Source organism: Thioalkalivibrio sp. ALMg11 (assembly GCF_000377905.1).
GTDB lineage: Bacteria > Pseudomonadota > Gammaproteobacteria > Ectothiorhodospirales > Ectothiorhodospiraceae > Thioalkalivibrio.
Genome location: NZ_KB898874.1, coordinates 374,869 through 397,681, shown reverse-complemented (window position 1 = coordinate 397,681; position 22,813 = coordinate 374,869). Strand labels below are relative to the sequence as shown.

The window sequence follows — 22,813 nt, the reverse complement described above, 5'->3', positions numbered from 1 at the left end:
ATCGTCGCTTGGGGATGGTAGGGTAGGCGCATCTGGACCACGCGGGCCTTGAGGCCTTGCGCGGCATTTCCTGAATGGATCGAGGAGCCGGGTTGGTGGAGTCGCGCGAGTTGCAGCCAGGGATGGTGGTGCTGCATGGCAATCACCTGGAGTCGCTGCGTACGCTGGCGGTGGAATGGATGCGCCGCGCACCGCTGGCGCCGCTGGAGAACGAGACCATCCTGGTGCAGAGCAACGGCATGGCGCAGTGGCTGCGGCATGCGCTGGCCGCGCCGCCGGACGCCGACCCGCCAGGCTGCGGAATCGCGGCCGCGCTGGACATGCAGCTGCCGTCGCGCTTCGTGTGGTCGGCCTATCGCGCGGTCCTCGGGGCCGAGGCGGTCCCGCTGGAATCCCCCTACGCCAAGCGCCCGCTGACCTGGCGCCTGATGCGCCTGCTGCCGGAGTGCCTGGCGCAGGAGGCCTTCGCGCCGCTGCGCCAGTTCCTGCAGGACGACGACCCGGGCCAGGGTGGTGATCTGCGCAAGCGCTTCCAGCTGGCCGAGCGTCTGGCGGACCTGTTCGACCAGTATCAGGTGTACCGTGCCGACTGGTTGACCGATTGGGCGGCCGGGCGCGACATCCTGCGCGACCCTCGTGGTCAGGAGCGCGAGCTGGCGCTCGGGCAGCGCTGGCAGGCCGAGCTGTGGCGCCTGCTGCAGGCGGATATCGGTGTGGCGCGGGAGGCGGTCAGCCGCTCCGCGGTGCATGGGCGCTACATGGACGCGGTGCGCGCGCTGGAGCAGCGCCCGGCCGGTCTGCCCCGGCGGATTATCGTGTTCGGTATCTCCTCGTTGCCGGGGCAAATCCTGGAGGCGTTGGAGGGCCTGGCGCGGTTCTGCCAGGTGCTGGTCTGCGTGCACAACCCCTGCGAGTACTACTGGGCCGACATCGTGGCCGACAAGGACCTGCTGCGCGCCACGCGCCGGCGCCAGGCGCGCAAGGCGGGGATGCCGGAGGCCCTTGACGAGGCGGAGCTGCACAACCATGCCCACCCGCTGCTGGCGGCCTGGGGCAAGCAGGGCCGCGACTACATCGGGCTGCTGGACGAGCACGACGACCCCGAACACTACGGCCGGGTGCTGCGGACGCTGGACTGGGAACGCGTCGATGTCTTCGAGCCGCATGGCGTGCGCGGGCCCGAGGACTGCCTGCTGCACCAGCTGCAGGACGACATCCGCGAGCTGCGCCCGCTGGCGGAGACCCGGGCAGCCTGGCCCGCCGTTGCGGCCGAGGATCACTCCATCCAGTTCCATGTGGCGCACAGCCCGCTGCGCGAGGTGGAGCTGTTGCATGACCGTCTGCTGGACCACTTCGAGCGCGACCCCGCACTGCGCCCGCGCGACGTAATTGTGATGGTGCCGGACATCGATCAGTACGCGCCGCATATCGAGGCGGTGTTCGGTCAGCCGGAGACCGATGATCCCCGGTTTATCCCGTACACGCTGTCCGACCAGGGCCCGCGCGGCCGCGACCCGGTACTGATCGCGCTGGAGCAACTGCTGTCGCTGCCGGAGAGCCGGGTGGGCGTCAGCGAGTTGCTGGACCTGCTGGATGTCCCGGCGGTGCGTCGGCGCTTCGGGATCGCGGAGGAGGACCTGGGGCAGCTGCACCGCTGGGCCGAGGGGTCTGGCGTGCGCTGGGGGCTGGATGCCGCGCAGCGCGCCGGGCTGGGCTTGCCCGAGGGGCTGGAGCAGAACACCTGGCGCTTCGGCCTGCGGCGGATGCTGCTGGGCTACGCGATGGGCGATCAGGGGCCGTGGCAGGGCCTGGAGCCCTACGACGAGATCGGCGGGCTGAGTGCCGCGCTGCTGGGGCCGATGGATGCCCTGATCACCGCCCTGGAGGATGCCTGGGCGTGGCTGCGCCAGGCGCATACGCCGGAGGACTGGGCCGTGCACCTGGGCGGGCTGCTGGAGCAGTTCCTCGCGGCCGAGACCGATGCCGAGCTGTTCACCCTGGAGCAGCTCGGCGAGGCCCTGGATCAGTGGCGCGAGGATTGCGCGGCGGCGGGCCTGGAAGAGGCCCTGCCGCTGGCGGTGGTGCGCGAGCAGTGGCTGGCGAGCCAGGACGATTCCGGGGTTGGTCAGCGCTTCCTGGCCGGGCAGGTGAATTTCTGCACCCTGATGCCGATGCGGGCAATCCCGTTCCAGGTGGTCTGCCTGCTGGGGATGAACGACGGCGACTACCCGCGCAGTCCGACGCCGGTCGACTTCGACTTGATGGCGAACGATTACCGCCCGGGCGATCGTTCGCGCCGCGAGGACGACCGCTACCTGTTCCTGGAGGCGCTGCTCTCCGCGCGGCGCCAGCTGCATGTGAGCTGGGTGGGGCGGCATGTGCGCGACAACGAGCCGCGCCCGCCGTCGGTGCTGGTCGGCCAGCTGCGCGATCACCTGGCCGCGGGCTGGGGACTTGTCGAGACCGACGGGCCGGAGGCTGGCCCGGCCCTGGTGAAACACCTGACCACCTGGCACCCGCTGCAGCCGTTCTCGCCGGTGAACTTCCCGGCGGCGGACGCCGCCGGCGATCGGCACTTTACCTACGCGCGGGAATGGGAGGCGGTGCACGACACGGTGTCGGCCCCTGCGGCGGATGCCGATGGTGGCGCCCCCGCGGCCGTGCCGCTGCTGGAGGCCGAGCGCGAGCCGCGCGCCCTGGGGCCGGAGGCGTTGACGCGTTTTCTGCGCTTTCCGGTGGAGGCCTTCTTCCGCCATCGCCTGGGGGTGTTCTTCGACGAGGAGGAAGAGGCCGGCGACGACCTGGAACCCTTCGGACTGGCCGGGCTGGAGCAGTGGCAGGTGCGCCAGCAGCTGGTCGCGGCGGCACTGGAGACGACCGACGACGCGGAGGCCTGGCCGGCGATCCTGGAGGCGGAGTCGGGTCGATTGCAGCGCGCGGGTCGCCTGCCGCTGGGGGCGGCGGGCGAGCTGGAGCGCGGCGCGATGGTGGAGGAGGCCGCGCGGCTGCTGGAGCGGATCGGGGAGCGCTATGCGCTGTACCCCGAGTGGTTGCCGGCGGCGCGGCCCTTGCGGCTGGAACACGAGCACTGGGGCCTGGAGGGGGTGCCGCCCGCCCTGCGCAGCGACGGGCAGGCGCGGGTGTGCCTCGACTACACCGCGAGCCGCATCGGGGATGGCAAGAAGTGGCGCTTCGACAAGCTGATGGCGCCCTGGGTGATGCATCTGCTGGCGAATGCCGGCGCGGGCGGCGTGGGTTCCGAGCTGGTCGGGCTGGACAAGCGCCTGGAGCTCCCGGGGCTGGAACCGGGGCTGGCCGAGGAGTTGCTGGGCACGTTGCTGGAGGCCTGGGTGGCGGGGCAGGCACGGCCGCTGCCGCTGGCCTGTGGTGCGGCCTTTGCCTGGCTCGCGGCGGAAGACGGATCGAAGGATCCTTATGAAGAGGCCGTGAAGACCCTGCGCGGGAACGACTTCGTCGCGGGCGAGTGGTCGCGCAGCCCGGCGCTGGCGCGCGCCTGGCCCGACCCTGAGACCCTGCTGGACGATCCGGACTTCGCCTTCTGGCGCGACCGGATCTACCGGCCGGTGTACGTCGTCGTGGGCCAGGCGGAGACCTCTTGATGACCGGTTTTGCACACAAGCTGGATCTGCTGGCGCTACCCCTGCACGGCAGCCGCCTGATCGAGGCGAGTGCCGGCACCGGCAAGACTTACACCATTGCCGCGCTGTACCTGCGCCTGGTGCTGGGCCACGGCGAATTGCCGGAGGGCACCGATGCCCTGACGCCGCCGCAGATCTTGGTGATGACCTTTACCGAGGCGGCGACCCAGGAGCTGCGCGAGCGCATCCGCGACGCGCTGGCGACCGCGGCGCGCGTGTTCCGCGCGGAAGACCCGGACGCAGTGCCGGGCGTCCAGGACATCCACAAGCAGTTGCGCAACGAATACACCGAGGCGGAGCGCCCGGGTGCCGCGCGCCGGTTGGAGCTGGCGGCAGAGTGGATGGACGAGGCTGCGGTCTCCACCATCCACGGCTGGTGCTACCGCATGTTGCGCGAGCACGCCTTCGACAGCGGGAGCTTGTTTACCCAGGACCTGGCGAGCGACCAGCAGGAGCTGCTGGCGGACGCGGCACGCGACTACTGGCGCCGCTTTGTCTATCCGCAACCGCCGGAGCCACTCGCGCTGCTGCGCAACGCCTTCGGTGCCGATCCCGACACGCTGCTGCAGAAGATCCGGCCGCTGGTGGGGCATCTCCCGCCCAGCGCGGCGGATGCCGAACTGGAGACGCCGGAAGGGCTGACGGCCGCCCTCGGCCATCGACTGGCGCGGCTGGAGGCCATGAAGCGGCCCTGGCGCGAGGCGTTCGCGGCGGTGGCCGAGCAGTTCGAGACGCTGCGCGACTCGGTGCTGAACAAGCAGAAGTACAGCAACCCGGAAAAGCTGCTGGGGGCGATGCGCGACTGGGCGGAGGACCCCGGCGCGTTACGTCCAAGCGGGGTCTCGGGCGACTCGCCGTTGGTGCGCTTCAGTGCGGCTGGCATGCAGGCGCGGCTGAAGGCCGGGCAGGCGCTTCCGGACGATCTGCATCCGGCCTTTGCGGGGCTGGACGATCATGCCGAGGTCTGCGTGGATGACCGCGAGCGCCTGTTGCAGGCGGCCGCGCGGCAGGTGGACGCGCGGTTCCGTCAGGCGCAGCGGCAGCGCGCGCAGATGGGTTTCAATGACCTGCTGACCCGGCTGCGCGATGCCCTGGACGGACCCGGCGGCGAGCACCTGGCGGCGACCCTGCGCGCCCAGTTCCCGGTGGCGCTGGTCGACGAGTTCCAGGATACCGACCCGGTGCAGTACCGCATTTTCCACCGCGTCTACCGCATCGACGAGAACCCGCGCGATCAGGGCGTGCTGCTGATCGGCGACCCCAAGCAGTCCATCTATCGCTTTCGCGGGGCGGATATCCATACCTATCTCGCCGCGCGCGCGGCCACCGCCGGGCGGCACTACACGCTGGAGCGCAACTTCCGTTCGACCGAGGCCCTAGTGAAGGGCGTGAACCGGCTGTTCCAGCACGCCGAGGGCTGGGCGGACGGGGCCTTCCTGTTCCGCTCGGGCACGGACAACCCGCTGCCGTTTCTGCCGGTGGACGCGAACGGTCGATCGGAGGTCTTCGAGAGTGGCGGGCAGGCGGTGCCGGCCGTCACGCTGTGGAGCTTTGATCCGGGCGAGCCGGTGCCCAAGGGGGCCTACCGCGACCGCATGGCGCAGGCCTGTGCCAGCTACATGGTGGAGCTACTCAACGGCGGGGAATCGGGTACCTGTGGTTTCCGCAAGGGCGAGGCGCTGGCGGCGCTGCGCCCGCGCGACATGGCCGTGCTTGTGCGTGGACGTGGCGAGGCGGATGTGATCCGGGCCGAGCTGCGCCGGCGCGGCGTGCGGAGTGTGTACCTATCAGATCGCGAGTCGGTGTATGCGACCGCTGAGGCCGGGGACCTGCTGCGCTGGTTGCGGGCCTGCGCCGAGCCGACCAGCGAGCGTCTGCTACGCGCGGCGCTGGCGACCGCGACGCTGGGGCAGTCGCTCGCCGAGCTGCACCGGCTGACGGTGGACGAGCTGGCGTGGGAGGTGCGCGTCGAGCAGTTCCGCGACTATCGGCGCCTGTGGCAGTCCCGCGGGGTGTTGCCGATGCTGCGACGGCTGCTGCACGACTTCGAGGTCCCGCGTCGGCTGCGGGCCACGGCCGAGGGCGAGCGTGCCCTGACCAACCTGTTGCATCTGAGTGAGCTGCTGCAGCAGGCGGCCGCCGAGCTGGACGGCGAACAGGCCCTGATCCGGCACCTGACCGAACATCGCGGTGGCGAAGGCGAGACCGGCGAGGAGCAGGTCCTGCGTCTGGAGAGCGACGAGGACCTGGTGAAGGTGGTCACGCTGCACAAGGCGAAGGGGTTGGAGTATCCGCTGGTGTTCCTGCCGTTCGTCTGCAATTTCCGCCAGACGGATACGAAGAAGGACGTGCCCTACCGCGACCATCCGCCGCAGGGCGGGGCGCGCTGGGTGTTCCGCATGGACGACGAGGTGTTCGAGCGGGCCGAGCGCGAGCGCCTGGCCGAGGACCTGCGCCTGCTGTATGTGGGCATGACCCGGGCGCGCCATGCCTGCTGGCTGGGGATTGCGCCGATCGTCTCGGGTACCAGCAAGACCAACCACTTCGACCGCACGGCAGCCGGATATCTGCTGGCCGGAGCCGCGGGGGTGCCGGATGGCGGGCTGGAGGCCGCGCTGCGGGAGGCAGCCGGCGGCGAGACGGCGATCCATGTGGGCCCGTTGCCGGAGGTGCGCGCGGTGGCCGCGCAGATGGGCGGTGCCGCGACCGTTACCGGGCCGGCCCGGGTGCCGCCGTCGCGCCGCTTCGAGCGCTGGTGGGTGGCCAGCTACAGTGCGATTGCCGCGCATGACGAGGGGGTGGCGCCTGTGGCGCCCGACTCGGCGCGCGAGGATGTGCTGCGCGAGGGGGTCGCGGATGCGAGCCGCCCGCTGGTGGAGGTGCCGGAGCCCGAGCCGCGCGTGGCCAACGGGCTGCACGCCTTCCCGCGCGGGCCGGGGCCCGGCACCTTCCTCCATGGCCTGCTGGAGTGGGCGGCGGAGCAGGGACTGGCCGCGCAGGCGGCGTATCCCGAGCGGATGGCGCAGGAGGTAGCGACACGCTGCGAGCGGCGAGGCTGGGGCGAGTGGTCGGCAACGGTCGACGACTGGATGCAGCAATTGCTCGGGGTCGCCTTCCCGCTGGAGGACGGCGAGCACTTCAGTCTGGGTGGCCTGACCACCTATCAGCCGGAGCTGGAGTTCCTGTACCCGACGCTCAATCTATCGGCGGCTGAGCTGGATCAGGGGGTACGCGCGCAGATCCTGCCCGGACAGCCGCGCCCGCCGCTGGGGAACGTGACACTGAACGGGATGTTGAAGGGGTTCGTCGACCTGGTCTTCGAGCACGACGGGCGCTATTACGTGGCGGACTACAAGTCCAACTGGCTGGGGACTTCGGCGCAGGCCTATACCCCGGAACGCCTGCAGGCGGCCGTGCTGGAGCACCGCTACGACCTGCAGTTGGTGCTCTACACCCTGGCGCTGCATCGCCAGCTCGCCGCACGCCTGCCGGGCTACGACTACGACCAGCATATGGGCGGCGGGGTGTACCTGTTCCTGCGTGGCGTGGATGCGCCGGGGCACGGGGTATTCCACCACTGCCCGCCGCGCGCACTGATTGAATGGCTGGATCACCGGATGGCGGTTGGCCCGGACCGGGAGGCGACGGCATGAGCGCGGTGATGACAACGGGCCCTCTGGCCTCGGCGGAGGCCGTGCTCGAGCTGCTGCGCGAGTGGGAAGACGCCGGCTGGCTGCGCGGCGTGGACCGGGCGCTGGTGCGCTTCCTGCACGAACAGGCCCCGGCGGCGTCGCCGCTGGCCCTGCTGCTGGCGGCGCTGGCCAGCCATCAGGTCGGGCGCGGCCATGTGTGTCTGGAACTGGACGCATTGCTGCAGGCCCCCGACGCCACGCTGTCCCTGCCGCCGGAGGGCGAGCCGGGTTCGCGGCCCCCGCCGCGGCCCTCGTCGGTGCTGCAGGGGGTGTCCGCCGCCAAGGTCGCGGAGGCCCTGCAGGGCAGTGGCCTGGCGGGACCGGGCGAGGCGGGCGGAACGCCGCTGGTGTACACGGGGGAGCAGGTCTATCTGCGCCGCTACTGGGAGAGCGAGCGCCGCATCGGGCAGGCGATCCGCGCGCGTCTCGCGGACCGCGAGGCCTGGCAGGGTGCGCTGGACGAGCAGGCAGCGCGGGACTGGCTGGATCATCTATTCGGGCCGCCGGCGGAGGCCACCACCGATCCGGACTGGCAGCGCCTGGCCTGTGCCCTGGCGGCGGGTTCCGGCTTCAGTGTGATTACCGGCGGGCCGGGGACCGGCAAGACCACCACGGTACTGCGGCTGCTCGCGCTGCTGCAGGGGTTGCAGGGTCCGGAGGACCCGTTGCGCATCCGCCTAGCCGCGCCGACCGGCAAGGCGGCGGCGCGCTTGAATGCGTCGGTCAGCGGGGCGCTGGATCGCCTGGGGCTGGACCAGTTGCCCGATGGCGATGCGCTGCGCCGGAACCTGCCGGCCGAGGTGGTGACGGTGCATCGCCTGCTCGGGGCGCGGCCGGATACCCGGCACTTCCGGCACGGGGCGCGCAACCCTCTAGCGGTGGACGTGCTGGTGGTGGATGAGGCCTCGATGATCGACCTGGAGCTGATGGCCAGCCTGGTCGAGGCCGTGCCGCGCACGGCACGCCTGATCCTGCTGGGGGATCGCGATCAGCTCGCCTCGGTGGAGGCCGGCGCGGTGCTGGGCGAGCTGTGCCACCGCGCGGGCGGCGGCCACTACACGCCGTCGACCGCGCAGTGGCTGGAGGCCGTGACCGGGATGGCCGTGCCGGAGGCCATGCAGGATGCGGCCGGCCAGGCCCTGGACCAGCACATCGTGATGCTGCGCGAGAGTCATCGCTTCGGCGCGGACAGCGGGATCGGGCGGCTGGCCGCCGCGGTGAATAGCGGCGAGGCGTTGAATGCGCCGGACGGGGACGATGCCGTCCTGCAAAAGGTGCTCGCGGGGCCCGAGGACCCGGCCCTGGTGACCCTCGCGGTGGACGGGCGCGCCGACACGCTGGAGGGCGAGGCGGTGGGCTATGCTGGGTATCTGGAGGGCCTGCGCGCGGCCCGGCCGGCCCCGGCGGCGCCGCGCGCGGCCTGGGAGGACTGGGCGCGCGACGTGCTGGCGGCGCACGGGCGATTCCAGCTCCTGTGCGCGGTGCGGCGCGGCCCGTGGGGGCTGGAGACGCTGAACCGCCGCATCGCCGCAGCGCTACAGGCGCGCGGGTTGCTGGAGGGCGATGCGGGCCGAATCGACGGGCAATGGGTCGAGGGGCGCCCAGTGATTGTCACGCGCAATGACTACGCGCTGGGGTTGATCAACGGCGATATCGGCATTGCCCTGGCGGTCCCGGCCTGGCTGGCGCGGGGCGAGCCGGAGGCGGGAGCGGACAACGGAGATGCCCCGGTGCTGCGAGTAGCCTTCCTGGCCGCCGGGGACGGCGGTCGTGTGCGCTGGGTGCTGCCCAACCGCCTGGAGGCCATCGAGACCGCCTTTGCCCTGACCGTGCATAAGGCCCAGGGTTCGGAGTTCGAGCATGTGGCCCTGGTCCTGCCGGAGGCGGACAGCCCGATCCTGACCCGCGAGCTGGCCTACACCGCGATCACCCGCGCCAGCCGCTGGTTCAGCCTGCTGGAACCCCGTGCGGGCACGCTGGCCGCGGCCAGCCAGCGCCAGATCCGCCGCAGCGGCGGCTTGCGCCAGTGGCTTCGTGACTCGCCGTAGGGTGCGTTGAGCTTCGCGAAACGCACCGGTCTTGTGGCAGCGCCCACCCCCTGATGCGATTCGCTTCGCTCATCACATCCTACGTCCGTTGTCCGACGTCCGTTGTCCGAGGCCGCTTTCGGCAGCATCGTAGGATGCGATGAGCCCCGCGAATCGCATCACTTCGCCGGATCGCCCGTGAACGATGCGATTCGCAAGGCTCTTCGTATCCTACGGTGCTGGGCGATTCGCCGTAGCTACGTTCTTGCCCTTCGGTGTGCCAGGCAAGTAATGGCGAGTGCGGTCCTTGTGCGTTAGTCTGATCAATCGGACTAACCTTGTCGGGGGCACCATGACCGAGACTGTCAACATTCATGAGGCAAAGACGCACTTCTCCAGGCTGCTGGAGAAGGTCAGTCGGGGCGAGCCGGTAGTGATCGCTCGGGCGGGCAAGCCCATTGCGCGTTTGTCGCGTATTGAGGCGTCGCCAGAGTCCGCTTCGGACCGGATCGGTTTCCTGAAAGGGCAGCTCGAGATCCCGGACGATCTGGATCGGATGGGCGAGGCGGAGATCGCAGCGCTGTTTCAGGGTGATAAGCCGAATGCACCTGCTTCTTGATACGCATCTGCTGCTCTGGGCGGCGGCCGATTCCCCGAAATTGCCCGCCAGTGCTCGCGAGCTCATCCTGAATCCGGAGAACGCAATCGCGTTTAGTGCGGCGAGCTTGTGGGAGATCGTGATCAAGCACGGGCTGGGGCGCAGGGATTTCGTGGTCGAGCCCCATGTCCTTCGTCGCGAGTTGCTGGAGCATGGTTACGAGGAGCTTGCGATCACCGGTCCACACACCCTGGCGGTCACCCATTTGCCCGATATTCACAAGGACCCATTCGACCGCATCCTGATTGCCCAGGCGGAAACGGAGGGGTACACGCTGCTGACCAGTGACGCCCACGTTGGCCGTTACCCAGGTCCCATTCAATTCGTATAGGAAGGCGTGGTGACCGCTGTGCAGTCATTCTGCATAAGGGCGCCGCAACGCCGTTCCCGCGCACGTTTTCGTCAACAACGGGCGGCCGAGCCCCTCCGGGGTACCAACTCGAGTGTGTCCATTACTCAGTGTTTCCCTAGGTTCAGCTGGTGCGGCTGCCGTAGGTGACGACGGATTCGATGCGTTCGGCGCGTTCTGCGTCGAGGCCGTCGGCTTGGGCGAGGGTGGCGGCGTCGGCGTTGATGATGTCGCGCACGCTGCCGATGTCGCGGAGCAGGTCGCGGGCCTGGTCGGCCTCGACGCCGGGCAGGCCGCTAACGATGAATTCGGCGGCCTTGCGCCGGGTGTCCGGCTTGGTCGGGCGGTCAGACGGGTCCGGCTCGATCTGTGCGTTCAGGCCCAGCAGGTAGATCAGCATGCCGCTGTTGTCGGCATCGGAGCTGGGCAGGACGCTGATGCCGAGGGCGATTGTCAGGTGGGCCAGGGCGCGGTGGATGTCCAGCGCCTGCTGGTGGAAACGCGGTTCGTAGAGGTCCCCCTCCACGATGTAGACGACCTGCTGGTAGTTGGCCTTCAGCTTGGCGGCGCTCTCCCACAGGGTCTTGTCGACGACGCTGAGCACCATGTCGGTGGCGGATTTGCGTTCGACCACGACGCCGTTCGGCAGCAGGTAGTCACCTACGTCGAGGTCGGTGAATTCCAGTTCGACTCCCTCCAGGCGTTCGATGCGCTGAATGATCTTGCCCTGTTCGCGGCGGTCTGCGCGGATTGGCAGGTGAACGTTTTCCATGGGGGCTCCGGTTGGTTGGCAAACTCAGGGCACTCTAGGGCGTGCCGCGGGCCGCTCCAAATGGCCGGATGGCGGGCGGGGCGAGCCGGGCGTACGGGTTGGCGTGCGTGGACGCCGCACATGGCCTACAGTCGGGGAGCGTGCCCGGCGGTGGCAACCGTGGGCATGCAGGGAAACAACAAAAATAGAAAAGGATGGAGTGCATATGTCGATTCAGATTGCAGTGGTGGGGCTTGGCCGGGTGGGCGGCCGTTTCCTGGAGATGTTGCTGGAGACCGGCCTGCCGGGGATGACGATCTGCGCGGCCTCGGAGCAGGGCGAGACCGAGGGCCGCCGGCTGGCCGAGGCGAAGGGGATCCCGCTGGAGTCAGTCGCGGATCTCGTGGCACGCGGGGATCAGGTGGATGTGATCTTCGATCTGACCGGGCAGCCGCAGGTCCGCCAGGAGCTGCGCGAGGGGATGCAGAACAGCGGTAACCGGCATACCGTGGTGGCGCCGGAGGTGATGGCGCACATGACCTGGGCCATGCTGACCCGCGAGGCCCCGCCGGACGTGCACGGCAGCACCGGCTACTAGCAAGGCGACGCGTCGCCGACTTGATGGCGGCGCGAACGGTTCGCTGCTTCAGCAAAGGCCGCCTTCGGGCGGCCTTTCTGTTTCTGGTTGGGACGTTTGCTTTGGACCCGATGAGGAGCGCGACTCGGGAACTGATCCCCTGGGCGTCAGCGATGGTGGCTGGCATTTGGCGGGATGGATGCGTGACTACCCCACATGTCGTCATCCGGGCCGAAGCGTAGCGCAGAGCCGGGATCTCCGGCGTTGGGGGTTCCCCGGCCTGGGAGATCCCGGATCACCGCTACGCGCTGTCCGGGATGACGGGGTGGGGTTGGGCGGTGTGCGGGATGACGGGGTGGAGTTGGGCGGTGTGCGGGGTGACGGGGTGGTGTGGGGCTAACCTGCTTCAGACCCGAGTTGTCTGCAGGCAGTCGGACAGTGCGAGGGGTGGCATGGCCCTGGAGTGGAGCCAGCCCTGATAGACGTCGCAGCCGATTTCGTGCAGGAAATCGCGCTGTGCCGGGGTTTCCACGCCCTCGGCGACCAGGGTCAGGCCCAGGCTGTGGCCGAGGTGGACGATGGAGCGCAGGATCATGTCGGATTCCGAATCCTGGCCGATGTCGGCGATGAACGAGCGGTCGATCTTCAGCTTGTCGATCGGCAGCGACTTCAGGTAGGCGAGCGAGGAGTAGCCGGTGCCGAAGTCGTCCAGTGCGACCCGGATGCCCAGGGCCTTCAGGCCGCGCAGCTGATCGCGGGTCAGCGCGACGTCCGCCATGGCCACGGTCTCGGTGACCTCGATCTCGAGACGCTCGGGCGGGGCGCCGGTGGCCTTGAGTGTCGCGTCCAGGCGTTGGACGAGGTCGTGCTGGCGGAACTGCATCGCGGAGACGTTGATGGCGACGCGGAGCTCGAGACCCGCACGGGACCACTGGGCGAGCTGCTCGCAGGCCTCGCATATGACCCAGTCGCCCAGTGGCAGGATCAGGCCGTTGCCTTCGGCGCTGGCGATAAAGCGGGCTGGGGCGACCGGGCCGAGTTCGGCGTCCGTCCAGCGGGCGAGGGCCTCGACGCCGATGATGCCATTCGACGCGACATCGAGCAGGGGCTGGTAGTGCAGCTCGAGTTCGTGGTTCTCGAGGGCCTGCTGGAGGCGTTGCTGCAGGCGCTGTTCCTCATGCACCTGGGCGTCCAGGCGCTGCGAGAAGAAGGCGTAGGTGTTGCGTCCGGAGTGCTTGGCCTCGTACATCGCCATGTCGGCGTAACGCACCAGGGTGCGTTCGTCGCAGGCATCGCGCGGGAACAGGGCGATACCGATGCTCCCGGTGGAGGCGAGGTTGCGCGCGTGTTCGGTCTGGAACGGGCTGTCGAAGATGCCGAGGATGCGCTGGGCGACCTGGCCGATGGCCTGTTCGTCCTTGACGTTGGTCAGCAGGATCATGAACTCGTCGCCGCCGAAACGCCCGATCGTGGCCTCCTGATCCAGTGCGCCCTGCAGGCGCGCGGCCACGGCCTTCAGCAGCTGGTCGCCCTCGTGATGGCCGAAGGTGTCGTTGACCATCTTGAAGTTGTCGAGATCCAGCAGCATCACCGCGATCGGGTGGCCGTGACGTTCGGCCTGGGCGATCCCCTGGGTCAGGCGGTCGTGCAGCAGCCAGCGGTTGGGCAGTTCGGTCAGGCTGTCGTGGGTGGCCTGGTGCTGGATGCGCGCCTCGCGGCGCTGACGGTCGGTGATGTCGCGGATGAAGGCGGTAATGCGGCGGCCTTCGGTGCCGTCGAAGACGTTCAGGTTGATGTCGACCGGAAACTCGGTGCCGTCGATGCGTCGGCCGCGCAGGTGGGGCACCTGGCCCATGGTGCGGCGGTTGATGGTGTGGGCATGCGTTCGCCGGTGCATGCGGTGGCATTCACGCAGCCGCTCCGGGACCAGGCGTTCCACCGGTTGGCCAATCAATTGCTGGCGTGGATATCCGAACAGGCGTTCGATGTTGCGGTTGGCCATCACGATGCGGCCTTCCATGTCGGTGACCAGCACGCCGTCGGGGGCCGTCTCTACCAGTTGCTGGTAACGCTGCTCGCGCATCTCGATATCGCGGTGGGCCTCGTGTAGGCGCTGCAGTGGCGAGCGCACGCTCTCCAGGAACAGGCCCTGGTAAATCAGGAGGTAGGCCGCGAGCTTGTACAGATGTCCCAGGACGAAGGGTGTGTCGGTCAGGTCTTCGTAAAACATGAAGAACATCCCGCTGCCCATGCTGATGACCAGGGCGGCGGCGACCAGCGGCATGCCCGGTCGTTGCAGCAGCTCGGGTCGCAGGGCGAGCAGGGCCAGGGTGACCAGGTGCAGTGCGATTACCAGGGCCTCGAACCCCACCTTGATGGGCGTGAGGCCGCTGACCGGGTCGAACAGGGGCGGGATGATCCCCGCATGCCACAGCCCGACCCACGTCAGCAGGGCGACCAGAAGCAGGCTCCCGATCAGGTAGGCATGGCGTGGCGGTCCGTCGGTATGCGAGACCATGGGCAACGCCACGTAGGCCAGCAATGCCGCAGCCGCGACCAGACGCGCGGCCAGCCAGAAAAATAACGTCTGCTGTGGTGAGTTGGGGGTGATGAAGTCCGGCATCGCCGGATAGGTCATCAAGTGCAGGAAGTCCAGTGCCGCGACGGTAAGGAATGCGCAGGCCAGCAGGAGAGAGGCGACGACGCGACGGCGATCGATGACGTGGTAACCGACCGCGAACACGAGAGAGGCGACCACCACGGCGAACAGCTCGGCCCCGGTGTGAAAGGCGGTCAGGTGCTCGCGCGGGACGATGCGCGGGAGCTCCAGGCCAAGCATCCAGATCACTATGGGTGCCAGCAGCAACGCCAGTAACACGCCGATGGCGAGGGTCGCGTGTCGGCGCAGCAGCTTGTCGGAGTCGGAGATCATGGCAGTGCAGCCCCGTCAGCGATGGTGCGCCCAGAATTGCTGCGCGAGGCTTTGCAGGCGGGTCGCCAGGCGTGCGACATCGCGTGCCGCGGCCTCGCTCTGATCGGCCCGGTTCGCGGTGGTATCAGCTGCGCTGCGTATGGAGTCGACGCCGCGGCGAATCTCCTCGCCGGCCGTCCCCTGTTGTTCCACGGCCGCCGCGATCCGGGTGCTCATGTCGCGGATCTGGCCGACGCCCGAGGTGATGTTCTCCAGCGCCGAGGCGGCTTGGCGCGCCTGCTCGACGCTGGCTTCGGCCTGGTTCCGGCTTTGCTCCATGGTGTCCACGGCGGCTCGCGCCCGGTCCTGAAGGCGCTCGATCATTTGCTGAATCTCGGCGGTGGAATCCTGCGTGCGGCTGGCGAGAGTGCGCACCTCGTCCGCGACCACGGCGAAGCCACGCCCCTGTTCGCCGGCACGCGCGGCCTCGATCGCCGCATTCAGGGCGAGCAGGTTGGTCTGCTCGGCGATCCCGCGGATCACGTCCAGTACGCTGCTGATGTCCTGGCTGTGCCGGTCCAGTTCGGTCATCACCCCGGATCCGTGGCGAATGCGTTGCCCCAGGTCTTCGATCGCCCGTGTGCTGTCGCGGACGACGTCGCCCCCGGAACGGGCCTCGTGGTCGCTCCGGTCCGCCGCGTCGGCGGCCCCCTGGGCGTTCCGCGCGACTTCCTGCACGCTGTTCACCATCTGCTGGGTGGCACCTGCCACCTGCTCGGTCTCGGTCTGTTGATGATTGCAGGCGTTGCGGCTTTCGCCGACCGCCGTGACGAGTGCGTCGGCGGTCCCGGTTAGGTGATCGGCCGCATCCCCCATGCGCCCCACGAGCGCGCCAGCCTCTGCCTCTAGCATTTGCATCGCGAAGGCGATCTCGCCAGCCTCGTCGGTGCGCCCGGTATAAATGTACTGGCTCACCGGATTGGTCGCGATACGACGGGCATGGGCGACCGCTCGGCACAGCGGCGTGAGGCTGGTCCAGATGAACAGACTGCCGACCAGCAGGGTGGTCAGGACGAACACCAACGCGCTGCCCCAGGCGATGGTCGTCAACGCCGCACTGGCGATCAGGCCAGCCAGGACGCCGCCGGCGATCGAGGCGATGGCCTTGGTCTTGATGCCAATCGGTGGCAGGCGCAGGGCGAGGGGTTTGCGGCCCCGGAGAAGGGCGGCGTAGACCGATTCGGCCATCTCCACATGTTCGCGACGGGGTTTGGTGCGAACGGACTGATACTCGACGGTCTGTCCGCCTTCGGTGACCGGCGTTACGTATGCGCTGACCCAGTAGTGGTCGCCGTTCTTGCAGCGGTTCTTGACCATGCCCATCCAGGACTGCCCTCCCTGGACAGTCTGCCAGAGCTCGCCGAACGCGGCGGGCGGCATCTCCGGATGGCGGACGATGTTGTGGTTCTTGCCCAGAAGCTCCTGTTCCTCGAATCCGCTGATTTCGACGAAGTCCGGGTTGACGTAGGTAATGGCACCCTTGAGGTCGGTGGTGGAGAGGATGTTGGCGCTCTCCGGATACTCCGCCTCATTCCCTGTGACGGGCAGATTGCATTTCATGTTGTAACCCCTGTAGGCCGATCGTGGTTGTTGCGGGTCGCGTCGGCCCCACCGGCGCTCCTTGGGCGCCGGCTTGTCTTGTTTGGGTGAAGCTAGCGGATATTCCCCCACAAAACAAATATATATCCGATCGGGTATGGAGCGGTGTCTTTTCATTGACAAAAGGCGTATAGTGCCCGGATCGAACGCCCCGCCCGTCAGCGTCCGTTCATTTGATCCTGAGCCTTCCGGCTCGCAGTGATCCCCCTGATTTCGTTTCCCCCGATGGGTGCTCTGTGTTGAACGAGTGGCGGGTGGCGTTGGAGCATTCCATGACTGATACGACCTTTGCCGACCTCGGGTTGGCCGATACCCTTTTGCGTGCGCTGGAAACCTCCGGGTACCAGCACCCGACCCCGATCCAGGCCCAGGCCATCCCGGAAGTCCTGAAGGGAGGCGACCTGCTGGCCGCCGCCCAGACCGGCACCGGCAAGACCGCCGGCTTCACCCTGCCGATCCTGCAACGCCTTTCCACCTCGGATGCGCCGCAGGCCGGCAATGGCCGCCCGCGCTGCCTGGTGCTGACCCCGACCCGCGAGCTGGCCGCGCAGGTTCACGAATCCGTGAAGACCTACGGGCGCAATCTGAAAATGCGCTCGATGACGATCTTCGGTGGCGTGAACATGAACCCGCAGATCAAGGCGCTGCGTGACCGCATGGACATCGTGGTGGCAACACCGGGACGTCTGCTGGATCACGCCAACCAGAAGACCATCGACCTGTCCGGTGTGGAGATCCTGGTCCTCGACGAGGCCGATCGCATGCTCGACATGGGCTTTATCCGCGACATCAAGAAGTTGATCGCGATGATGCCGAAGAACCGCCAGAACCTGATGTTCTCGGCGACCTTCTCCGACGAGATCCGCAAGCTCGCCAACGGCCTGCTGACCAACCCCGCGGAGATCGACATTGCCCCGCGCAACACGGCCGCCGAGGGCGTGGAGCAAAGTGTGCACCTGGTCGAGACGAGCCAGAAGCGCGAATTGCTGAGCCACCTGATCCGTACCAACAACTGGGAACAGGTGCTGGTGTTTACCCGTACCAAGCACGGCGCCAATCGCCTGGCCGAGAAGCTGTCGAAGGACGGCGTGCGCTCCGAGGCGATTCACGGCAACAAGAGCCAGGCGGCCCGTACCAAGGCGCTGAAGCAGTTCAAGTCCGGTCAGGTGCCGGTCCTGGTGGCCACCGATATCGCCGCGCGCGGGCTGGACATTGACCAGCTGCCGCAGGTGGTCAACTTCGAGCTGCCGAACGTGCCGGAGGATTACGTGCATCGCATCGGTCGCACCGGGCGTGCCGGCTCCGCCGGTGCCGCGCTGTCGCTGGTGGATGGCGAGGAGATCAAGCTGCTGAAGGGCATCGAGCGCCTGATCAAGCGTCCGATCGACCGCATCGAGACCGAGGGTTTCGCCACGCCGAAGCCCGCCGCCAATGACGGCAACGCGAATGGCCGTGGCGGTCCGGGTGGCAAGCCGGGCGGTGGTGCCCGCAGCGGCGCCCCGCGCAACGGTCGCGGCGGCAAGCCCGGTGGTGGTCGCGGCGGCAACGGTCGCCCGTCCGCCAACGGCAACCGCGCGGCTCGCAGCCGGTAAACCGACCCGCTAACGCAGTACCGCGAACCCGCGGTCCCGAGTTTCGGGGCCGCGGGTTTTTTGTGTCTGGGTATCGGGGGTGAGGCGAGCGCCCGCTCAAGGGCTTTATTCACCACGAACCGCACGAAGGCACGAAGAAGTTCAAGGGCAGCAACCATTCACACGAAGATCAAAAAGCGGGTAGGCACATGGTGTTGCACGCCGGGTGGATCACGGGCGGCGCGATGCCGGTTTCGGCGCATCGGCTGCCCGGGCGCCCCACAAAAAGCTTTTCTGACGTCGCGTCTTCGTGCGCTTCGTGGTGAACCTGTCGTTTTTCCTCTTGGTGCCCTCGGCGCTCTCTGTGGTGCAACGCTTTTGAACTTGCAGCCAGGGGTTCGGATTGAGCTTGATCATGATGTAGCTGCGAGGGCTGACGGATACTGCGCCGGACTCAAGGCCGGGGCCTGGTGGTCGTTAACGATCCCAAAGGAGGACGTCGATGAAGATAGGGAATCTGGGGGGGCTGCGGCTAAAGCTCATTATCCTGGTGATCGTGGTCAGCACGGTGCCGTTGTCCATCATGGGCGGGGTGACCTTCCACACCATGAAAGGCGATCTCGCCGCGGGTGTGGACGCGGCGCTGGTGACCCAGTTGTGGTGGCTGCTATGGGCGCTATGGATCATCGCGTTCGTGGTGGCGCTGGGTATTGGCTGGTTCTACGCCAATGTGCTGACGCGCCCCATGGAGCGCCTGGCCGAGGGTCTGGAGGCGATCGGCGAGGGCCGCGCGGATCTCGGGCACCGGGTGGAGGTGACGACCGACGACGAGATCGGGCGCACCGGCGCGGCCTTCAACACGGTGATGGGCCGGCTCTCGGGGCTCATTCGCCAGGTTGCGGACGCGGCGGACGGGATTGCCGCCTCGGCGCGGCAATTGGATGGGCGCAGCAATGAAATGACGCGTGCCACCCACGAGCAGCGCGGTGATGTGGAGCAGGTGGTCACGGCGATGAACCAGATGTCTGCCACGGTGCAGGAAGTCGCCAACAATACGCAGAGCACGGCCGAGAGCGCGGGGCAAGCGACCCGTGCGGCGGAAGGCGGGCGCACCGTGGTGCAGGCGACCCAGGGTGCGATCAACACGCTGGCCGGCGAGATTCGTCAGGCGAACAATGTGATCGTCGAGCTGAAGGGTGACAGCGACAACATCGGCACGATCCTGCAGGTGATCGAGGAGATCGCCGAGAAAACCAACTTGCTGGCGCTGAACGCGGCCATCGAGGCGGCGCGGGCCGGCGAGGCCGGACGGGGCTTTGCAGTGGTGGCGGACGAAGTACGTCACCTGGCACAACGCACCAACAACTCGACCGGGGAGATCCGCGAGATCATCCAGCGCCTGCAGGGCGGGGCCACCCGCGCGGTGCAGGCGATGGAGGTCAGCCAGCAGCATGCCGAGACCTCGGTGGCGAAGGCGGGCGAGGCCGGTGAGACCCTGGAGTACATCCACGACTCGGTGACCGCCATCGACGATATGACCCGCCAGGTGGCCAGCGCGACCGAGGAGCAAAGCCAAGTGGCGGAAGAGATCAACCGCAACATCCACCACATCAACGACATCGCCGTGCGCAATGCCGACGGGGCGAACGAGATGCAGCAGGCGGTGGAGGCCCTGGAGGCCCTGGCGCAGAAGCTACAGAGCGAGGTCGCGGGCTTCCGTCAGCAGGCGTAACGGCCGAGCCAGGCACACCGCAGGTTCGGCTCGCCGTCCTGCGGAATCGGGGCCGGTGTGGTGACCATGTGTTGCATCTCGCGGTGACGCGGGGTGAGCGACCGCGAGGGCTTGCGCCGGGGCTTTAGAAGCCCCGGCGCAGGGCATCGAAGCCCAGGGCGACGTCGTCGGGGTCGGCACCGGGTTCGATGCGAAGGCCTTCGCGGACCCTGTCGCGATTGATGTGTGATTCCGCGATGGCAGCGTCCGGCAGGTGGTAGAGCCACCAGGCCAGCGCCGCCTGGGTGCGGGTCTCCGACCAGGGTTCGAGGTCGGTGCCGATACGCTCGGCGTGGGCGCCCAGCTCTTCGTTGAAGAACGGTTCCAGCCGATCTAGCGCCGCGCCCGGGTCGGGCATCTCCGGTTGCTCGCCGTCCAGTGCCTCCGTGGCGCGCGCCAGTTCCTGGCGGGCGATCTCCGGCCAGATCTGCGAGGGCAGGTAGCCCTCCATCGCCGGGCGGCCGGTAGCGGAGATGCCGTGGAGGTACCCCTGTTCGGTCTGCAGGTAGCGATCCAGCGCCCGCAGGGCCTCGTGTGCCCACTCCAGTGTGTCCCTGTCTTCCAGCACCCGCGCCATGTTGGCGAGGGCGGCGATCGCCTGGCCTGAGGTGTCGGCGTAGGTGTTGCGGTCGACCTGCGGCGGGTCGGTTTGTGTGCGCGTCTCCGGGTCCAGCTGGTAGTAGTCGCGGTCGGCGTACTGACTGTTGCCGAAGCGCAGCTGGCGGCTGTCCCACAGGTGGTCGTGCAGGTAATCCCGGATGCCGCGGGCGATCTCGGCGTAGCGCTCGTCGCCGATGGCGTCATGGGCCTCGGAGAACAGCCACAGGAATGCGGCGTTCTGGTCCAGGCGCTTGGAGGTCTCCAGTGCCAGGACCGGGTCGCGCTGGTCCGGGTCGTGAAAGAAGAAGAAGCCGCCTTCGACCTCGTCGTAGAGGTCGTCCGCGATCTGGTCGAGTAGCCCGGGCATGCGGTCCTGCCAGTCTTCGGCGGTGAGCAGGAAGCGATAGGTCCAGGGCTGCGGGCGCTTGCTGAGGGTGCCGAAGGTGGCGCTGCCGCTCAGGCGGTCGGCGCGGGCGTCATAGACCTCGTCGAGCATCTCCATAAAGGGATCAAGATCGTCGATCGCGGCGTCGTCCGGCGTGATCTCGCGCCCGGTGACCGAGAACATGTCCCGCTGGGCCACCAGGATGCTCTGCAGGTCGCGGGGATTCACGTGACCGGTGAAGCGGGTCAGCATTTCGTCCTCATGGTTCACGATGACCACGAAGGGCAGGCCGCGGCCGCCGTAGCGCCGGAACAGGTCCGCACGTTCGTCCAGATCGACCAGGACCGGGATGTAGTGCTGGTCAATGGTGTCCACCACGTCGGGGTTCTCCAGCGATTCGTCCTGGAAGTCGCGGCACCAGGTGCACCACTGGCCGTGGAAGTAGAAGAAGATCGGCCGCTCGCGCGCCTCGGACTCCTCGAACAGTTGGCTGTCCCAGTCCTGCCAGTCGATCGCGGAGTCGGCGGGGTAGTCCTCGGCGTTGCTCGGCAGCGCGAGCGCCAGCAGGGCGAGTCCCGCGACGAAACCGCGTGCGGCGGACCACTGGATGCGGTGCGTAGCGGACGGGCTTTTGATGTGGAGAGGTTTAGGCATCGCGGGTGCTTCAGATCGTTGTGTCTAATGGTATAGACCAATGGGAGGATTGAGCGTTCGTGCCCGGGGCGAGTGGTAGGATGGCCAGACTTATTGGGGCAATTTTGGTGAGTGAATGAACGTCGAACGCGCCGGGCGCCGCGCCCTGCATCATGTCGAAGTGGCCGTGCTGGTGGTGATCGCCGTGGCCACCGTGATCGCGATCTTGCAGGAAATTGCCGCGATGATCTCGGCGATGTGGGTGGGGCTCGCCGACCTGTTGTTGCTGTTCATCTTTCTCGAGGTACTGGCGATGGTCGGGATCTACCTGCGTTCCGGACGTCTCCCGGTGCGCCTTCCGATCTACATCGCGATCGTCGCGCTGGCGCGCTACGTGATCATCGACATGAAGGACATGACGGTTTGGGAGCTGATCGCGGTCACTGCCGGGGTCCTGATCCTGGCAGGCGCGGTGCTGGTGCTGCGCTATGGTCATGTCCGGCTTCCGTATGACGACGAAGGCCGCATTACGCCCGGCATCGAGGATGATCCGGGGAAGGAACGCGATGCACCGAAGGGGCGCTACGGATCCGATCAATGACACGGCCGGATGCAAGTCGCCGGGTGATCCACCTGCTGCCGGGCCTGTGGGCTTCGCCCGGGGGCATGGCGCCGGATGCGCCTCCTACCTCGGTGAAACGTCTGGCGCGTTGGCTCGGACGAGCGCGGAGCGTGGACACAAGCAAGACAGCACCGGGGTGGGAGGCCGCGTTGGCCGATCGGCTGGGATACCGGCAGCCCGAAGCCGGGTGGCGCACCTGGCTGGCCCAGCCGGTGCAGCTGACGCCCGGGATGAAGGACCTGGTGGCGTATCCGGTGGATACGGTGTCGGAGACCGAGCGCGAGGCCTTGTGGTCGGCTGCACAGCCGGAGCTGGAGGCGGCCGGGGCGACCCTGGCGCTAAGTGATGACGGCTTGTGGGAGTTGCGGATGGACGCCGAGGGCGACGCGTCGGGCCCGCCACCGTCGATCGGTATGGGGCGCGCCATGGTGGCGCCGTCGATGAAGGGCGATGTCGCGCGGCGGCTGCAGGTGCTGGGGAATGCTCTGCAAATGGCCTGGTTCCAGCAGCCGGTGAATCTGGCGCGCGAGCGGGAGGGGCGCGGGGCCGTGCATGGCCTCTGGCTGTGGTCGCCCGGGCATCCCGGTGGCCCGACGGGCGTGCAGCGTGTGTGCGGCGGTGGGGTGGTCGCGCACTGGCTGGCTCGGGGTGCCGGCATCGACTGGGCGGCCGCCCCGGCGGCCGCCCCGGCAGAGTCGGGGAATACCGTTGTCGTCGTCGAGGCGCTGGAGGCGCCCCCATCGCTCGAGCGCCGGTTCGAGCTTTTGGAGTCGGTTGCCGACGACGTGGTGGCGCCGAAGCTGCGGGCTCTGCTCCGTGGGGGGCTGGGCACGCTCGAATTTGTTGATCCGCAATCCGCGGCCGGGTCGGGCGCGGATTGCGGCGCCCTGGTGCTGGAACGCCGCGACGCGCTGGCGTTCTGGCGCCGTCCCCGCCGGCCCTGAAGCC

15 protein-coding genes are annotated in these 22,813 nt (G+C 68.2%); 10 read left to right on the top strand and 5 right to left on the bottom strand.

Annotated elements, in window-relative coordinates; translation table 11 throughout:
- Window positions 1-122: 122 nt before the first annotated feature.
- The 5 genes from recC (at window position 123) to D578_RS0109325 (ending at window position 10,367) form a co-directional block, all read left to right on the top strand.
- The gene (gene recC, locus D578_RS0109345) at window positions 123-3,620 is read left to right on the top strand and encodes an exodeoxyribonuclease V subunit gamma (protein ID WP_042798409.1); all 3,498 of its coding nucleotides are present in this window, start codon (window positions 123-125) and stop codon (window positions 3,618-3,620) included.
- Window positions 3,620-7,312, top strand: coding sequence for an exodeoxyribonuclease V subunit beta (recB, locus tag D578_RS0109340; protein WP_018949701.1), 3,693 nt, complete (start codon window positions 3,620-3,622; stop codon window positions 7,310-7,312). Before recC ends, recB begins: the two co-directional genes overlap by 1 nt.
- Window positions 7,309-9,399, top strand: coding sequence for an exodeoxyribonuclease V subunit alpha (recD, locus tag D578_RS0109335; RefSeq protein WP_018949700.1), 2,091 nt, complete (start codon window positions 7,309-7,311; stop codon window positions 9,397-9,399). The genes recB and recD overlap by 4 nt, the downstream gene beginning before the upstream one ends.
- A 331-nt stretch (window positions 9,400-9,730) precedes the next feature.
- Window positions 9,731-9,997: a type II toxin-antitoxin system Phd/YefM family antitoxin gene (locus tag D578_RS0109330; RefSeq protein ID WP_018949699.1), complete on the top strand. Its 267-nt coding sequence runs from the start codon at window positions 9,731-9,733 to the stop codon at window positions 9,995-9,997.
- Window positions 9,981-10,367: a type II toxin-antitoxin system VapC family toxin gene (locus tag D578_RS0109325; RefSeq protein WP_018949698.1), complete on the top strand. Its 387-nt coding sequence runs from the start codon at window positions 9,981-9,983 to the stop codon at window positions 10,365-10,367. Before D578_RS0109330 ends, D578_RS0109325 begins: the two co-directional genes overlap by 17 nt.
- A 142-nt stretch (window positions 10,368-10,509) precedes the next feature.
- Here D578_RS0109325 and D578_RS0109320 read toward each other — a convergent pair whose 3' ends face one another.
- The gene (locus tag D578_RS0109320) at window positions 10,510-11,157 is read right to left on the bottom strand and encodes an ERCC4 domain-containing protein (RefSeq protein WP_018949697.1); all 648 of its coding nucleotides are present in this window, start codon (window positions 11,155-11,157) and stop codon (window positions 10,510-10,512) included.
- Window positions 11,158-11,362: 205 nt separating this feature from the next.
- On the opposite strand from D578_RS0109320, the gene D578_RS0109315 reads away from it, so the two are divergent.
- Window positions 11,363-11,734 (top strand): hypothetical protein, encoded by a 372-nt coding sequence (locus D578_RS0109315; RefSeq protein ID WP_018949696.1) that lies wholly within the window; start codon window positions 11,363-11,365, stop codon window positions 11,732-11,734.
- A 385-nt stretch (window positions 11,735-12,119) separates the two neighbouring features.
- On the opposite strand, the gene D578_RS0109310 is transcribed toward D578_RS0109315, so the two are convergent.
- Both D578_RS0109310 and D578_RS0109305 read right to left on the bottom strand, forming a co-directional pair.
- Complete coding sequence (locus D578_RS0109310; protein WP_018949695.1) at window positions 12,120-14,645, bottom strand: EAL domain-containing protein; 2,526 nt, start codon at window positions 14,643-14,645, stop codon at window positions 12,120-12,122.
- Window positions 14,646-14,660: 15 nt separating this feature from the next.
- Entirely contained in the window at window positions 14,661-16,244 is a 1,584-nt protein-coding gene (locus D578_RS0109305; protein WP_018949694.1) for a PAS domain-containing methyl-accepting chemotaxis protein, read from the bottom strand.
- Window positions 16,245-16,555: 311 nt separating this feature from the next.
- Between D578_RS0109305 and D578_RS0109300 the strand changes: the two genes are divergently transcribed.
- Window positions 16,556-17,875, top strand: coding sequence for a DEAD/DEAH box helicase (locus tag D578_RS0109300; RefSeq protein ID WP_026289276.1), 1,320 nt, complete (start codon window positions 16,556-16,558; stop codon window positions 17,873-17,875).
- Window positions 17,876-18,085: 210 nt separating this feature from the next.
- On the opposite strand, the gene D578_RS15900 is transcribed toward D578_RS0109300, so the two are convergent.
- On the bottom strand, window positions 18,086-18,271 hold the full coding sequence (locus D578_RS15900) for a hypothetical protein (RefSeq protein ID WP_155996777.1): 186 nt from the start codon (window positions 18,269-18,271) through the stop codon (window positions 18,086-18,088).
- Window positions 18,272-18,356: 85 nt separating this feature from the next.
- Between D578_RS15900 and D578_RS0109295 the strand changes: the two genes are divergently transcribed.
- Window positions 18,357-19,586 (top strand): methyl-accepting chemotaxis protein, encoded by a 1,230-nt coding sequence (locus D578_RS0109295; protein ID WP_018949692.1) that lies wholly within the window; start codon window positions 18,357-18,359, stop codon window positions 19,584-19,586.
- A gap of 124 nt (window positions 19,587-19,710) precedes the next feature.
- Here the strand turns inward: D578_RS0109295 and D578_RS0109290 are convergent, their stop codons facing one another.
- Window positions 19,711-21,264 (bottom strand): DUF255 domain-containing protein, encoded by a 1,554-nt coding sequence (locus D578_RS0109290; protein WP_018949691.1) that lies wholly within the window; start codon window positions 21,262-21,264, stop codon window positions 19,711-19,713.
- Window positions 21,265-21,379: 115 nt separating this feature from the next.
- Here D578_RS0109290 and D578_RS0109285 point away from each other — a divergent pair, with 115 nt between their 5' ends.
- On the top strand, window positions 21,380-21,844 hold the full coding sequence (locus tag D578_RS0109285; protein WP_018949690.1) for a phosphate-starvation-inducible protein PsiE: 465 nt from the start codon (window positions 21,380-21,382) through the stop codon (window positions 21,842-21,844).
- Window positions 21,845-22,014: 170 nt separating this feature from the next.
- Entirely contained in the window at window positions 22,015-22,809 is a 795-nt protein-coding gene (locus D578_RS0109280) for a hypothetical protein (RefSeq protein ID WP_018949689.1), read from the top strand.
- The last annotated feature ends 4 nt before the right edge of the window (window positions 22,810-22,813 follow it).